The 15,729-nt window shown below is 35.3% G+C and carries 21 protein-coding genes; all 21 read right to left on the reverse strand.

The annotated features are described in order from the left end of the window. Window positions 1-227 precede the first annotated feature (227 nt). Window positions 228-908: a Bax inhibitor-1/YccA family protein gene (locus tag IGL24_RS08040; RefSeq protein ID WP_207699555.1), complete on the reverse strand. Its 681-nt coding sequence runs from the start codon at window positions 906-908 to the stop codon at window positions 228-230. A gap of 1 nt (window position 909) precedes the next feature. Beyond that, window positions 910-1,383 (reverse strand): MaoC/PaaZ C-terminal domain-containing protein, encoded by a 474-nt coding sequence (locus tag IGL24_RS08045; RefSeq protein ID WP_206857232.1) that lies wholly within the window; start codon window positions 1,381-1,383, stop codon window positions 910-912. A gap of 327 nt (window positions 1,384-1,710) precedes the next feature. Further along, window positions 1,711-3,045, reverse strand: coding sequence for a UDP-N-acetylmuramate--L-alanine ligase (murC, locus tag IGL24_RS08050; RefSeq protein ID WP_207699554.1), 1,335 nt, complete (start codon window positions 3,043-3,045; stop codon window positions 1,711-1,713). A gap of 137 nt (window positions 3,046-3,182) precedes the next feature. Beyond that, window positions 3,183-3,941, reverse strand: coding sequence for a YdcF family protein (locus IGL24_RS08055; RefSeq protein ID WP_207699553.1), 759 nt, complete (start codon window positions 3,939-3,941; stop codon window positions 3,183-3,185). A gap of 19 nt (window positions 3,942-3,960) precedes the next feature. Next, the gene (locus tag IGL24_RS08060) at window positions 3,961-4,428 is read right to left on the reverse strand and encodes a SprT family protein (protein WP_207699552.1); all 468 of its coding nucleotides are present in this window, start codon (window positions 4,426-4,428) and stop codon (window positions 3,961-3,963) included. Continuing rightward, on the reverse strand, window positions 4,425-6,605 hold the full coding sequence (locus IGL24_RS08065; protein ID WP_429968425.1) for a Tex family protein: 2,181 nt from the start codon (window positions 6,603-6,605) through the stop codon (window positions 4,425-4,427). Before IGL24_RS08065 ends, IGL24_RS08060 begins: the two co-directional genes overlap by 4 nt. Before the next feature lie 162 nt (window positions 6,606-6,767). Then, window positions 6,768-7,505 carry a metallophosphoesterase family protein gene (locus IGL24_RS08070; protein ID WP_207699550.1) on the reverse strand — a complete coding sequence of 246 codons (738 nt, stop codon included), beginning with the start codon at window positions 7,503-7,505 and terminating at the stop codon, window positions 6,768-6,770. Window positions 7,506-7,698: 193 nt separating this feature from the next. Beyond that, window positions 7,699-8,637 (reverse strand): rhodanese-related sulfurtransferase, encoded by a 939-nt coding sequence (locus tag IGL24_RS08075; RefSeq protein ID WP_207699549.1) that lies wholly within the window; start codon window positions 8,635-8,637, stop codon window positions 7,699-7,701. A 190-nt stretch (window positions 8,638-8,827) separates the two neighbouring features. Further along, on the reverse strand, window positions 8,828-9,199 hold the full coding sequence (locus tag IGL24_RS08080) for a VOC family protein (protein ID WP_207700474.1): 372 nt from the start codon (window positions 9,197-9,199) through the stop codon (window positions 8,828-8,830). Between the two features lie 181 nt (window positions 9,200-9,380). Next, a complete protein-coding gene (locus IGL24_RS08085; RefSeq protein ID WP_207700475.1) occupies window positions 9,381-9,770 on the reverse strand; it encodes a hypothetical protein in 390 nt (129 codons plus the stop codon). Window positions 9,771-9,877: 107 nt separating this feature from the next. Continuing rightward, a complete protein-coding gene (locus IGL24_RS08090; protein ID WP_242699824.1) occupies window positions 9,878-10,279 on the reverse strand; it encodes a hypothetical protein in 402 nt (133 codons plus the stop codon). A 15-nt stretch (window positions 10,280-10,294) separates the two neighbouring features. After that, window positions 10,295-10,669: a hypothetical protein gene (locus tag IGL24_RS08095; RefSeq protein ID WP_429968426.1), complete on the reverse strand. Its 375-nt coding sequence runs from the start codon at window positions 10,667-10,669 to the stop codon at window positions 10,295-10,297. 254 nt (window positions 10,670-10,923) lie between these two features. Beyond that, entirely contained in the window at window positions 10,924-11,337 is a 414-nt protein-coding gene (locus IGL24_RS08100; protein ID WP_429968427.1) for a contact-dependent growth inhibition system immunity protein, read from the reverse strand. Between the two features lie 69 nt (window positions 11,338-11,406). Then, a complete protein-coding gene (locus tag IGL24_RS08105) occupies window positions 11,407-11,613 on the reverse strand; it encodes a hypothetical protein (RefSeq protein ID WP_429966313.1) in 207 nt (68 codons plus the stop codon). Between the two features lie 166 nt (window positions 11,614-11,779). Then, window positions 11,780-12,238 carry a hypothetical protein gene (locus tag IGL24_RS08110; RefSeq protein WP_429966314.1) on the reverse strand — a complete coding sequence of 153 codons (459 nt, stop codon included), beginning with the start codon at window positions 12,236-12,238 and terminating at the stop codon, window positions 11,780-11,782. 637 nt (window positions 12,239-12,875) lie between these two features. After that, complete coding sequence (locus IGL24_RS08115; protein WP_429966315.1) at window positions 12,876-13,385, reverse strand: hypothetical protein; 510 nt, start codon at window positions 13,383-13,385, stop codon at window positions 12,876-12,878. Window positions 13,386-13,728: 343 nt separating this feature from the next. Further along, window positions 13,729-14,058: a hypothetical protein gene (locus tag IGL24_RS08120; RefSeq protein WP_207700196.1), complete on the reverse strand. Its 330-nt coding sequence runs from the start codon at window positions 14,056-14,058 to the stop codon at window positions 13,729-13,731. Window positions 14,059-14,108: 50 nt separating this feature from the next. Further along, window positions 14,109-14,537, reverse strand: a complete 429-nt coding sequence (locus tag IGL24_RS08125; protein WP_207700195.1) for a hypothetical protein — start codon at window positions 14,535-14,537, stop codon at window positions 14,109-14,111. A 138-nt stretch (window positions 14,538-14,675) separates the two neighbouring features. Then, window positions 14,676-15,038 carry a hypothetical protein gene (locus IGL24_RS08130; RefSeq protein WP_207700194.1) on the reverse strand — a complete coding sequence of 121 codons (363 nt, stop codon included), beginning with the start codon at window positions 15,036-15,038 and terminating at the stop codon, window positions 14,676-14,678. A 16-nt stretch (window positions 15,039-15,054) separates the two neighbouring features. Continuing rightward, entirely contained in the window at window positions 15,055-15,297 is a 243-nt protein-coding gene (locus IGL24_RS08135; RefSeq protein WP_429968428.1) for a hypothetical protein, read from the reverse strand. 29 nt (window positions 15,298-15,326) lie between these two features. Continuing rightward, window positions 15,327-15,632 (reverse strand): TIGR04197 family type VII secretion effector, encoded by a 306-nt coding sequence (locus tag IGL24_RS08140; RefSeq protein WP_207700193.1) that lies wholly within the window; start codon window positions 15,630-15,632, stop codon window positions 15,327-15,329. Window positions 15,633-15,729 lie beyond the last annotated feature (97 nt).

Genomic DNA, 15,729 nt, shown 5'->3' on the forward strand with positions numbered 1-15,729 from the left:
TTCTTTCTCATTCTAACAAAGAATGCCTAAGAATGCGAAAAGAAAAAACGGATAAGGGAAAGGTTGTGAGAAAAGCGGTCAGCACTAAGGCGGAAGACAGAAAATTGAGAATGGTTTCTAAACCATTAATCGAACAAAAAAAGAACCCACTAGAATTTGATCATCAAACTCTGTGGATTCTCTCGTTATTCACTATTTTTATCTCTTACACCATGTTTCTTGATTGCTTAGTTATTGCGTCCAAAGATTCGTAAGAACGCTAAGAACAAGTTGATGAAATCAAGATATAGTTGAAGTGCTAAGAATACGGCAACGCCACTATTTGCTTGTCCATTTGATTGGACAAAAACATTACCGATCTTTTGATTGTCGTAAGCTGTGATTCCTGCAAAAATCACTACAAGTAGTAATGAGATAAACAGTTCAACTGCACTACTTCTCAAGATAAAGACATTCAAGACCATCGCGATGATCACACCGATCAATGCTGCCATTCCCGCACGACCAACACCTGTCAAATCTTTTTTCGTAAACATCCCGATCGCTGACATCCCAATAAACATCCCTGTTGCTGAGATAAAAGCAGTCGTGATCGTTCCAATATCATAGAAAGCTAACGTGACAGCTAAAACGAGACCGTTCAGCAAGGAATATGCGACGAATCCGCCAATGGCTAAGCTTGGATTTTTTTGAGCTTTCGTGCCTAAAACTAACACCAAAATGATTTGGACGATCCATAATCCCATAAAACCTAATGGGAAGTTGTTGATAAAGCTTGCTACTTGATATGGAAAGACTTGGATCGCTAGATAAGAAGTAAGCGCACTTAACGCTAGACCGATTCCTAAAAATCCGTAGACTTTCGCATAAAAGCGGTTGATACTATTTGAAATAATTTGATTGTTCATATTATTCACCTTCACTTTCAAGAGTTGGTTCTTGCTCTAATTCTGGTGGTTGGACCATGACTACGGCATCTAACACACGGTTGTCTTGTGTATTTGCTGCCTCCACTGAAATAGTCACGACATTTTTCATTTTATCCACTCGAATGACTTCAAACTGAAACGTCAATGTTTCATAATGAAAAACCGGCTCGACAAAATTAGCTGAAAAATTCACCACATGAGAACCTGGACCAGGCAGGTGTTTAGACACTGCACTTGTAATGATTCCCATTAACATCACAGATGGAACGATTGGTTGATGATATTCCGTTTTCTGTGCAAAATCATGTTGGATATATAAAGGGTTGGCATCATTTGTTAATCCTAAATACAATAATAACTGGTTATCTTCGATTGATTCTGTTAAAGATAACGAGTCACCTTCCTCGATCTCATTGATTGTTTTTCCTAATTTACGCGGTTTACTTATGTTCAAGTTTAAACCCTCCAGTTTATTTATTCATTCGTACCAATTGTACCAAATCACACAAAAAACGCAAGTTACAGAACATGCTTATGTCTTTCACTTATGTAAGTCAGCGCATGAATTGCCATACGTTATTTATCGAGAACTATACCACAATTGAACAAAAACCGGTCGTATTTTGTCTGGATATTTTAAGATTTTTTAACTACGCCGGATAGATTCAATAACTAAAAAAGAAACAGACGAGCTTTGAGAAAAAATCATCCGCAACTAAACGCAAAAAGAGGCCGTCACAAGACAACCTCTTTGACACTAAATTCTTTTTCCGTTAAATGATCAAAGAACGTTCTTCGTCGTACTGCTCAACAATTTTTCGTAAGCTTGTTCAAATTTTTGAACATCGCCAGCACCCATAAAAATAATGACTGCTTCATGATAGTCTAGCAATGGCGAAACATTGTCTTCTTTGATTACTTGACCGCCTTTATTGATTTTTGCGCCTAAGTCTTCGATCTTAACGTCCCCTTGTTCTTCACGGGCAGAACCAAAGATATCACATAGATATACTTCATCCGCTAAATCTAACGCTTCCGCAAACTCATCCATCAAGGCAATCGTACGAGTAAATGTATGTGGTTGGAAGACCGCAATGATTTGTTTATCTGGATATTTTTGACGCGCGCCATCGATCGTTGCTTTGATTTCAGCTGGATGGTGAGCATAATCATCAACGACTGTCATGTCAGCCACGAGTTTTTCACTAAAACGGCGTTTCACACCAGGAAATGTCAACATTTCATCCGCCACTTCTTTGACATCTAATTTTTCAAAGTAAGCAACAGCAATGACACCAAGAGCATTTAAGATATTGTGTTTTCCAAATGCTGGAACTGTAAAGTGGCCAACAAATTCATCCCCATGGAACACATCAAATGCTGAACCAGTGGTCGTACGTTCAATATTTCTTGCTTGGATATCGTCATCTTCATTCATACCATAATAATAAATTGGCACATCTGCTTCTAATTTTCGTAAATAGTCGTCATCTCCGTAAGCAAAGATCGCTTTCTTCACTTGTTTTGCCATCGTTTGGAAAGCAGAGAAAACATCATCGATACTTGTGTAATAGTCAGGATGATCAAAATCGATATTCGTCATGATCACATAGTCAGGTGAGTAAGCCAAAAAGTGACGACGATATTCACATGCTTCAAAAGCAAAGAATTCTGCCTCTGGATCACCATGGCCAGTACCGTCACCAATCAAATAACTTGTGGGACGAATACCTGTCAATACATGAGATAATAAACCTGTCGTACTTGTTTTCCCGTGGGAACCAGTGACAGCGATACTCGTATAATTTTGGATAAAATCGGCAATAAAATCATGGTAACGGATCACTTCTAACCCAAGCTCTTTTGCTCGTTGGATCTCTTCATGCGAATCTGGAAATGCATTGCCCGCGATTACGATCATTCCTGGTTTCACGTTTTCTGCATTAAACGGCAAGATCGGAATATTGGCTTTTTCTAAATCTCTTTGAGTAAAGAAATATTTTTCAATATCTGATCCTTGAACATCTAACCCTTTTTCATGTAATACAAGTGCCAACGAGCCCATTCCTGAGCCTTTAATACCAACAAAGTGGTACAAGTTTTCTTGATTTTTCATTTGAATCCTCTTCTCTTAACTATCATCCATTATTTTATTCATACATTCAACACGAAACCCATTATCTTATAAACGATAAAAAATTTCAACCAAATTTATTCGGATGATCCTCTATTACTTAACTATCAGCTTTCCTATCACCTTTTGAGCGATGCTTTTTCATTGATCGCAATCAAACGTAAATAAGCAGACCACACTTCATCTGGGATATCGACATGACCGATAAACCCTTTCCCATTGGGACCATATCCTTGGGCATCATCTTTCAAACGAACCATTTCTCCTAACACCAATGCTTGAAAATAATCAGCAGGCCATAAGTCATTTAGTCTTTGATCAGAGAAACTGAATCCCTTGGTACTTTCTGTCACTTGAGGAAGAATCGGCACATAATTATAAAAATCTACCGATGTCTTGCCCCATTCTTTCTCAAAAGTTGCCTTTGTTCGTCGTTGCAAAGTAGGATCATTCATCAACAAGATTCGCTCAGGTAACGAGCCAAGTTTGCTTAACAACTCATAGGAAAACAAAGCATTTTCACCACTATTTGTCGATTTCGTTTCTAATAGCATGGCTTCTTCAGGTAACTGATATTTTTCAATAAGATACTTGGCACAAAGTTCACTTTCACTTAATCCTGGTTCAAAATCATACCCTTGTTTCTCGAAATTTCGATAGAGATACTTCGTCGCATGTCCGATCCCACCGACTAAAACGATTTGGTCAATTTGCTGGTTCAAATAAGCCTTTGCCGCTTCATCTGCTAATACAGGTAAACAGTTCCCAGCTAAAATCAGCATTGGGGCTTTTAATTCCGAATAGTTCTGTGGATCAGCTTCTGCTAAAAAAGCCAATAAACGATTCCAGTCAGCGTTTCTTGCTTGTTCATCTGTCATTTCTCTCACTCCTCATGCATTACTCAACATTCGAATACGTGGTTTCTTTCCATACCAAACGTCCTCTGCAACGTCCACATAAATAGCGATCTGTATTGATTTTTCTTTTACGATAGATCCAATTGGCACAACGTTGACATTGATAGCTTTCAATTTTTTGTCTTCGGTTTGAAGGGGTTGCTGGTGCATAGCGCAACCCACCGGTCATTGCCAATAACTGTTTGAAATCCGCATCACGATGACGGTAGCCTTTTCCGGTCAAGTGGAGATGGTAATGGCACAGCTCGTGTTTGATGATCCCGATAATCGTTTCTTGATTGGTTGCCGCAAACATTGTCGGATTAAAATCCAAGTGATGATCGCTCAAATGATACCTGCCGCCGGTTGTTTTCAACCGCTGATTGAACTTTGCTTCATGACTGAACGGACGATTGAAGCTGGTCAACGAAACCTCTTCGACCAATTCCTGTAATTCTTCTTGTGTCACGCTTTTTCCTCGTAAGGCGAAAGCATCGTCAAGCTGATGCGCCCTTTGTTCGTGTCCACTTGTTCGATCCACACAGTCACTACATCACCGACCGAAACGACATCAGTTGGATGTTTGACAAACTTATTGCTTAATTTGGAGATATGGACTAAACCATCTTGTTTCACACCGATATCAACAAATGCGCCAAAATCGATCACATTCCGAACCGTTCCTTTTAATTCCATACCCGGCTTCAAATCTTCCATACTCAATACATCTGAACGCAATAGCGGTGCAGGCATTTCATCCCGCATATCTCTTCCTGGTTGAGTCAAGCCTTCTAAAATATCTTTCAAAGTTTCTTCACCAACCGGTACTTGTTTCGCTAAGTGTTGCGGTGAAAGCTGACTTAATTTTTCGATGGCTTCTTTACTTCCTAAATCTTTTTCAGATAGTTGATTCGCCTTTAAGATTTCTTTTGCTACTGGATAGCTTTCTGGATGGATCGCGGTATTATCAAGCACGTTTTTGCCACCAGGTACACGCAAGAAACCAATGGCTTGTTCATATGCTTTTGGTCCTAAACGTGGGACCTTCTTCAATTGCACCCGAGAAGCAAAAGCCCCTTGCTCTTCACGATAAGTTACGATATTTTGTGCAGTCGTCTTATTAAGTCCAGAAATATGTTGCAATAACTGAGGGCTAGCCGTATTGACATCCACCCCTACTTGGTTGACAGCTGTTTCAACAACAAAGTCCAACTGTTCGGCTAATCTTTTTTGAGAAACATCATGTTGATATTGTCCGACTCCGACTGCTTTAGGATCGATTTTCACTAATTCTGCCAATGGATCTTGTAGTCTTCTTGCAATCGATACAGCACTACGCTCTTCTACTTGTAACTCTGGAAATTCTTTCCGAGCAATATCACTCGCAGAATAGACAGAAGCGCCTGCTTCATTGACGATCGCATAAAAAGCTTGATGTTTGGCTAACTTCAATTGTTCCGCAACAAACAACTCCGATTCACGACTAGCAGTACCATTACCGATCGCAACCATATCCACTTGATACTGATCGATCAATTTTACAAATGCAGGCCCTGCTTCGGCTCTTTTTGCTTGATTAGCTGGTTTATGCGGATAGATCACTTCGATCGCCAACACTTTACCTGTCGCGTCAACGACTGCTAATTTGCAACCTGTACGATAAGCCGGGTCAAAGCCTAAGACAACTTTTCCTTTCAAAGGAGGTTGTAACAACAAGTTACGTAAATTTTCACCAAATATAGCGATTGCTTGTTCATCGGCTTTTTCGGTCAACTCATTACGAACTTCTCTTTCAATCGCTGGCTGGATGAATCGCTTATAACTATCTTGGATCGCTAAACGAACATAGCTAGCAGAAGGGGAAGTTGTATCATGAATCAATTGTTTTTCCAAGTAAGTCAAAATTGCAGCTTCATCAACCGTTAAACTGACTTTCAATACTTCTTCTTTTTCCCCGCGATTAGTAGCTAAGATCCGATGCGAAACGATTTTATGGATAGGTTCAGAAAACTCGTAATACATTTCGTATACGCCTTTTTCGTCATTTTCTTTGTTTTTGACCGTACTTTCGTAAAGACCCTTGTTGTACGTATATGAACGGACCCATGTTCTGAATTTTGCATTGTCACTGACTTGCTCCGCAATGATTTCGTGTGCGCCCTGCAATGCTTCTTCCGGCGTAGGGACTTCCTCAGTGACGTATTTCGCTGCTTCAGCCAAAACCTCCGCCGACGTAAGCGTCAATAACCAAGTGGCTAACGGTTCTAAGCCTTTTTCTTTGGCGATCGTTGCTTTCGTTCTTCGTTTTTGTTTGTAAGGACGATACAAGTCTTCTACTTGCTGCATCTTCACTGATTGCGTAATACTTTGTTGTAATTCTGGTGTCAATTTCCCTTGTTCATCGATCAGACGCAAAACTTCTGTTTTACGTTTCTCAAGATTTTCCAAATAAGCATAGCGCTCTTCGATTTCACGAATTTGTACTTCGTCTAAACTTCCGGTCATCTCTTTGCGGTAACGAGCAATAAATGGCACCGTGTTGCCTTCTGCTAATAAATTTAAAACAGTCGATAACTGCTTTGCTTGATAATCTGCCAATTCTTTTTTTACAAGATCTAGAATCGTTGGATTTATTTTGTCTGTCATTACATAGCCTCTTTTCTAAGTCAAAATCGATAATTGCTGCCGGTTATACTTATAAATAGCAAGAATCGAAAAAAGTCATTCTGGTCTATTTTATCATAGATTCTCGTATTTCTAAATGTAACTAAAAAGGCCTGGATAAGAATGCTCTCCAGCCCTTTTCTGTCAATAACGAGGTTGCCATGGACCTTGATTGTTTTGATACTCGATATCTTGGATAATTCCAGTTTGATCAAAAACAACACCGTGCATCGAGCCACCAAAAACAGCTCCACCATCGATTCCTATTTTCTGATCTCGTATCCATAAATCGGTCGTCTGCATATCCCCATGGAGCAATGGAGTGATCGTATGACCAAATACGATCGTCTTACCAGTCAAATTCTTTCGCTCATGAAAAGGTTCCCTGATCCATAAAAAATCACTAGGACTTGTCTTTTGCCAATCTTTTTTTGTTAAATCAACACCTGCATGAACAAAAAGATAATCTTTCCATTCGTAATATAAAGGTAAATTGCATAAAAAATCAACTAGTTCTGAATATCTTGAACGGATCATCATCGCGATCTCCGTCGGTGAATACTCTTCTGCTGCACCTGGATGTAAGAGACTCTCCATTGTTTCTCTTCCACCGTTTCGTAAATAAGATGGATACCAATCTTCAGGGTCCTGGAGAAATTGTAAGAAATATTCTTCATGGTTTCCTCGCAAATAGACCGCACCCGTCTCTTTTGCTAACTTCATGCCTAACAACAAGCAATCTTTTGTTTTTGGCCCGCGATCATTTAGATCACCAATCAACACTAATTGATGGATACGTAAATCGTAGTACGTCAGTAATTTTTGAAAAAGATCATAACTTCCATGGACATCACCGATTGCATAAACAAATGGTTGATTCATGATAACACCACCTTTTCATTTGATTATAGCTCAATTTCTCCCTCAAAGGTAGCAACATTTTTCGCTTTGCTAAAGGAACAACCGCTTGATTTCAGGCTAAAATGAGAGCCACGAAAATTTGCAAAACAAATTTCATGACTCTCATTTTATTTTATGGTCGCTAACCTTCTATTTTAAGTTTTAAAAAAACGAATTAAGCAAACGCTGCTAATTGTGCATCGATTTCTTCTGTAGAAAGATTTCTTTCTTTGACATAGCGATTATGTGGATGTTTTGCACATGCTACGGAACATGAGCCTAAATGTTTTTCTTCGTTTTCAACGGATGCTAACATTTGACGGTTACATTCTGGATTTGCACAGTTGATGTAACGTTCACATGGCGTACCATCAAACCAATCCTTACCAACAATCTGCTTATCAACATGGTTGATGTCGACCGCGATACGCTCATCAAAAACGTACATTTTGCCATCCCATAGCTCCCCTTGGACCTCTGGATCTTTACCATATGTCGCAATACCACCATGTAACTGACCTACGTCCTTGAATCCTTCTCTCACTAACCAACCAGAGAATTTTTCACAGCGAATCCCACCTGTACAGTAAGTCACGACACGTTTTTCCATGAATTCTTCTTTATGATCGCGAATCCATTGTGGCAGTTCTCTAAAACTACGAATATCCGGACGAACCGCTCCTCTAAAATGACCAAGATCATATTCATAATCATTCCGTGCATCGATGACAACAGTATCTTCATCCAGAATCGCTTCTTTAAATTCTTTCGGTGACAAATAAGCCCCTGTCATTTCTTTTGGATCAATATCTTCTTCTAGTTTTAACGAAACCAGTTCAGGACGCGCACGAACGAACATTTTTTTGAACGCATGCCCCTCGCTAGGATCGATTTTGAAGAATGTATCCGCAAAACGTTCATCTGCTAACATCGCTTCCATGTATGCCTCAGTCTCTGCAATTGTTCCAGAAACCGTGCCGTTGATTCCTTCTTCTGCGACAAGAATACGACCTTTCAAATTCAAAGATTTACAAAAAGCAAGATGCTCCTTCGCAAAAAGTTCAGGATCAGTGATCGTTGTATATTTATAATATAATAGTACTTGGTAATCCATTTAGTTACTTCCTTCCTACAATTCATTCCATAATAGTATAAAGAAGTCTAAATGAAATGACGATTTTTCTGCTTGTGTAATTATGCGCAAGATGCAGTTTACATAAAATAATTATTGTAATTATATTTCTAAGGTCACAAAAAATCCGACTGAAATTTCCAGCCGGAGTCCTCACTTCATTCTTACTAATTTATTTTCCAGTCACAGCAAAGTAATTGCCATCAGGGTCTGCAAAATTAAAGACATATTCTTCCCCTAGTTGAACCAGATCACCTAATGTCACTTCTAATTGTTGCATCTTTTTGTATAGATCAAAAATCCCTTCACTATAGAACATCAATGAAGGTGCGCCACTAGCAGTTCCTGGTGAATGCTGTTCAATGAATTCACGATCATATAAGACAAACGCTGTATCAGCATCTTTCGATTGTGCAATCTCAATAATCAACGTACCATCCATCTCTTGACGATCCAGCTCCACAAAACCAATCTGTTGCCAGAACGTAGCATTTTTTTCAACGTCATCGACATATAACATTATTTTCATTTCATTCGTAAACATTCATTCATTCCTCCACTTTTTTCGTCTTTGCTAGTTTAGCATAGCTTATAACGAAAATCTATGTTAGAGACATACGGATGAGAAGGGGGATTTATGTCGTTCATTTTATAGGTGAACTCATCTTTTACTGTTCAAGCTTCTTCTATATGAGAGCAATCAGTCAAAATGTTTAAATATAGCATTATTCGAAAGCTACATGAATAATAGTATTCACTTGAATAAGATCTTTTCGAGTATATTTGTAACTTAACTTTTTTTGTTTACTAAAGGACTCACTTGCAGAAATTTTATTGATATAGTACACATCCCCTTTTTCGTTTGCAACTTCTGATAAAACTGTTCTACCAATTGAAACATCATTTATATACTGAAATTTTTCACCATTACCATCTTGTTCACCAAAAAGAAAAATTTTACAATCATATACATCATTTATTTTCATAAAATCAAAATTTTTAAAACTAGTAACCGCAGAATCATCAAAACATAACTCAATTGTAGCTGTATCTAAATTTTCCAACTCTAAATTCCGTGTAGCTACTGATTCTTCTACGGAAAGTAGTCTATACATGTGCATCCTCCTAGTTTAAATAGTTACGTGGATTGCTCTTGTTGGTAAATCGGTTGATTCGTTACTGCTCGATCCTCTAACTTTCGTTAGAAACCAGAGGATTTATTTCAAATTGATCTTTCTTGCCAAAAGAATCGATTTTCTTCCATATTTAATTTTTTCACCTGAATATCTTTACAAACGATATTCATAGTCATAATCGATAGATCAAGGAAACATTCCACGAAGTTCTGATTTCCTTCATATTTTTTCAAAGAGATATCTTGTCCATCATAGCCAAGTTGTCCCCCTCGCATCTCTTTTACGTTATCTATCTTTCGCCAATTTGAGTCGGTCTCATAACTAACTTTATAACAAGATAAAAAACAAATTTTCCAACAAGTTTCTTCATCATTTTCTATAAAAATGTATACTTCGTCATTAAAATACTGAGTTTGAATATCCAATATTGACATATCCCAGTACTTCGTATCATCAATTTTCTTTTGTAATAATTCAATATTCAACATTTACCTCCAAAATTATTACTCATAGTTGATATAGATTGTACTCAAATAATTATTTTCTAAAAATAAAACAATTGCTTGTACTACTTCTTCTAATATCTCTTTTATTGAAGTTTGATTGATCTTGCTGATATCGAAACACCTTAATTGATCAATAGTAAGCGACTTATCCTTGATCAACCATGGTGAATCATCATACCATCCCTCATGATGAAAATATTCTTTCACCATCCCCTTTTTTTCGACATTACAATCTAATAAATGATCTAAAATAGTTTCAAAATAGCCGTTCCAAATGATAAGTTTATTATCAGTAGCTACAAAAGAAAGCTCCGCTTCTCCTTCAAAACCTTCATAAAACCTATTGTCAATCATAGAATCCATTCCTTCCATTGACCTTTATTTAATTGTTCTGTAGTGATATTCCCTGCTTTTTTCAGTTATTGTATCGTACTGTTCTTCACCTGTTTTAAGCCTCTAGTCAGTAATACTTGATGCGATGCGTAATAGGGAATATTTAGTTTCATTGATCCATATATCGCCGGATTGCACGGTAAAGACATTTATTTCGTACGAAGAATGTTTTCTGTTAATTAACGATTGATTTTGGCTCAAAGTATCTTTTTACTCTTTCTAAAGTTTACAAGTTAGAAATTATTTTTTTTTAATTGTTCATATTTCTCCATAAATTCGTCTCTTTCAAAAGCAAAATCCCACAGATGATTATCTATATTTTGATCTATGTGTGAAGGCAATTCTTTTAGTTCTTTTTTATATTTTTTCAATTTCTCAATCGACACATTTGCTAACTGTTCTAAAAAGTGTCCGTCCCATAATTCACCAGCCAATGGATCGTTTATAATAAATTCTAACGCTTTTTTTATTGCTAACTCCTCAACCTCATGCTGAGAAAACATTGTGTAAACATCATTTTCATCTATATCATCTTCTGTTTTATTCAATAATTTATTTAACCAAATATCATACTTCTTGCTTACAATAGGAAAATCGTCATTTATATGATAAATACCTTTTATTTTTTTTGCCATTGATCTATCCATCCATATTCATAAATAAGTTATCTATATTTCTGAGATTCTCGTCTTAATGGCTCTAAGTAAACCTATAAATTATATTTCTAAACTCTTTTTAACTCTTTTCAATAATCCGATTAACTCACTACCATCTGATTTTTTTGTTTCTTTTCTTACGTTTTTATCCAAATAGTTGTAAAAAGTGTCAAAATCTAAATACACTATCTGATTTACTTCTACAGCTGGAGAAGCCAACTCAATCAATACATGTTTATCATCTAGCGGCTTAGGCAATTGTGCCATATCGTAGTCATCTAAATCATTTTCAAAAAATAAAAAAATAACCTCTTCTCCCCATCCTTCCTTATTAGATAATAAATTTAATAACTTGTTTAGATTAGCTCAATCTTCTATGATGCTATATTGTATTTCTAATGGGAATTTTTTGTTTGTTGCCGTTCTTCGACTTTTATTTAAAATATGGTTTAATCCATAACGATTTTAGACACTGATCATTATCGACCACGGCAAGCACATTCTCAAGAAACTCTACACATCTATCATTGTTATCATGCATGAAGTCTCCAAAGCATAACCAGTTTTGTTTTAAATCATAATAGGTAAGCCACACTTCTTTTTTATCTAGCCTCCATGAACCTGATTCTAAATTCTCTTCTAGTTCAACTTTCCCTTTCTGTATATGTAAAGGTAAAAGCAAATCTTTTTTAATCCAACTTTCTTTCGGCGTGTATCCCCAAACTTGATTAGCAGACTTTTGAACAGAGTCAAAACCTATATTTATATAACTGATAAGTAATAAAATATCTGCATTTGATCTAGGATTAAAATCTAAGTTTCCATCCTTTTCATCATACGTTACTTGTCCGTTAATTCTTTCATTCTCAGATTTTAGATTTAGTTTTATCATTTTTCACCCCATTTATTTACAAAATTATAATGAACAATTTTATTTGTCGATATATCAATAACTGGTTCTCATGTATCTTTGAATCCTCTAATTACTCCTTCAAACTCTCAGCGAAGTGTATTTTTAAAATACTATCTTTAATCAGTATTGCTACATTAATTATTTTATCTAAAAGTAAAGTCATTTATACTTACTACGACGTGCCAATGTAATCTAAAACCCTATGACTTTACAAAAAATCATTCACTAGTCTTCATACTTACCTCTACTTAACCTTGTATTTTCCTTATCCAAAGATAGATCAGCAAATGAAACAATATATTCCTTACTATCAATGGTTATTAAACTGTCTAGTCCCCATTTTTTTAAAATTCAATCGGTGAAATAAAAGTCATGTTGAATTATAAACTTTACATACACTTGGTAGTATTTTCATAACATTCTAAATTACTTTTACACCGAGAAATGTTACGAAATTCCTTGATTAGTTTTCTATCTAAAATATTTTTATCATCTTATGATTTCTCCTCATAAACTATGGATCAGGTGTTGAATATGTATGTAAAACCATCAGTAGGATTCATTCATGTGATGATTTTTTTAACTTGAAATACCATGCTTACTATTTTTCTAAGGTTTATAATTTCAATTTCTCTACTAATTTTTTAAAATTGCGAATGTTTTTATTTTGCAAAGAATTTAGTTTAATTATTTCTGATAAATAATACTCTGATTTCTCTAATACTTCTGTTCTGAAGTCAGAGAATAGCATTTTTTTATCTTTCCAGAATTGATAATCCGGATTTGAAAGTTTCTCTGTGCGAATCCATCCTCCTTGACCCACTTTAGCACCTGAAACTTTACTAATAGATAGAATTTCTTTCTCCCTATAAATTTCTATCCACGTATTAAAAGATTCAATATCATTAATCAAAACATAGCTCTCTGTGTTTAAAATCTCTAAAGCTCTTAAAAAACTGTCAAACCAATCGTATAGAGATACAGTAAAATCTTCTACTTCTTCTTCAAGGATAATCCCATAGTGTTCATTATCAATTGTGATACTAAAATAGCCATATTCTCCGATAAAATTTTCTATATAAATATCTTTAACTATTTTAAATTTCATCTCAAAAATTTTTTCCACCCTATTTCTCAAGCTTTTCAAATCGTCTTAATAAATATTGATACTTAATATAATTCATATGCATAGCTTAATAACCTCAAATTTTTTCTGCATTTGGATTCGTTGATTAGTTGTATCCATAATTAGGTGGAGAACTAATCATTCGTGGGTTCACAGACCAAGCCTATTAAGTATGATGAGTGATTCTATGGGTTGTTTTTTACAACAATAACCGTTCATCAAGTGATTCACTGATTTGTTAGACTGGAATGCTAGCATTTGTATAAATTATTTGCTGTAGTTATAAATTATATGACTCACCAGTAAATGAGCGCAAAAAATCAGTTAGCTCATCGGTCTCATTTTAAAAAATATATAATATATCTTGTTCTGAAATGAAAGAACTAGGGATAACTTTTTCTAAATGTTCTATTCTAGCGATCATGTATTCTTGATTTTCTCCTTGAAGATTTGTTATCGCCCAGCTCTTCAGTAAATCTAATTCTTCCATAACAACTCCTAATTTAGTATGATCAAATTCCGCACCATCTTTTATATATTTGATACCTAATTCTTTTATAGCTTTTTCCCAATACCTTTCATAAAATGGTTCTGAGGAGATATTTTCACTTAATATAACTTCAGAGTTTTCCTCATAGATATCTCCATCATACTTAAATAATCCTACTGACATTAGTCCTCACTTCCACATATTTCATCAAATTCGCCAATAATATATCATTTTTATTTATTATGTTTTATTCGATAATCTAGTTCTGACAATGCTTCTTCAACGTCTTCTTTTAATCTCGAGTTTCCTTTATACGATTCAATAATTTGTCTATATTTTACATTCCCTGAATTTCCCAGCAAGGTTAAGATATAACTCAAACATTCATCATTGAAGTCAGTTAAGTGATGAATAATTGGATTTAAGTCAATTGACTTTTCAAGATCTGGATCTTTCGACCCTTCTAATATTGCATCTAATATTAATTCCTTTATATCATCATCATCCTGTAACGTAGCTTGGACAGCCAGAATATCGATAAATTTCTTAGCATTATTCTTTGAAATATCACCATACTCTAAAATGTCCCTTATATAGCCCACCGTCTCTAATTTGTCAATCTTATTTTTCTGTTGATTTTTTAGAGTATTTAACCAATCCATTAAGATACCTCTTTCTATTTTTATGGTGTCTCAATCGGAATATGGGTACTATTTATAAGATTTTCATCATAAAATCCACTATGTTTATTAAGTTTTTTAATTTTTACAATTTATATCTTCATTGGTTCAGTAGATTTCTTAGTAAATATCAATTCTTGCAATATCAGCTTCTAAATATTCATGTTGTTTTATATCCTTTGGAATATCCCCATCTGACAAATCAATTTTAAATTCTCCTATTTGAAGAATTTTGTTTTTCAAATCTATAAGCTCTCCCTGAACATGATAGTAATCAGTTTTTTTATGTACTGTATATACTTCATTTAAACTTTTAACAATGTGTTTGATGTTAAATCCATAAATTATATCTGTGAACATATCACCTTCTGATACATCACAATCACTACAAAAACATTCAATGGAATATAAGCCATCTGAAAGTAAAATATCAGATTCTCCTGAGTCTTCATCTATCCAGTTTACTTTTCTTATATTAATCATTTTGTAACATCTCCTATTATTCCAAACCTAAACTAGGTGCTTTTTTAACGAGTTCTTTTACAGACTTTAAGTGCAAGGTTGTTATGTTCCCAATTATTCTGTCTAATCCTACAAATGCATACTTTGCACTTCCTTCTCCACCAACCAGTTTGAAATATCCGTTCATTTCAGGGACAAATTGTCCCTCTTTAATCACATGATTTGCCTCTCTTAAATACTCAACTATTGAATAGTGATTTTTATTTAAAACTTGTTGCATTTCTGAACCATGTTTTGAAAAGTGAACTTCTAATTTAGTTTTACTATTAAATTCAATCGTCTCTCCTTGAAAAGATCTCGACTTAACTGAGTGTCTAGTGTAGAAAAAACTTGGGCGATTGTCTGTAACTGATTGGCTACACTTGAAATGGCTGAGGCGATTTGACTGGCAGAGTTTTTGGCGGATGTGAGGCTAATTTGAATGTCTTGATTGCCAATAAGCGTGGTACGTGTGTCATTTTGAAGCGATGTTGATTGTTGTAAAGGTGTGGTTGCACTGTTGATTTTAGAAGTGGACTGCTGGGCTTGTTGAGAATTGCTGCCGAATGTGGTCATCAATTTCCTCCTCTATTTTATAGACTGGATGTAACGCTTACATATTACATTATATCAATATATAATCTTCTAGTGGATAAAAATTCAATTAGATAGA

This window comes from Enterococcus sp. DIV2371 (assembly GCF_050498525.1).
In the GTDB taxonomy this organism is placed as follows: domain Bacteria; phylum Bacillota; class Bacilli; order Lactobacillales; family Enterococcaceae; genus Enterococcus_B; species Enterococcus_B mangumiae.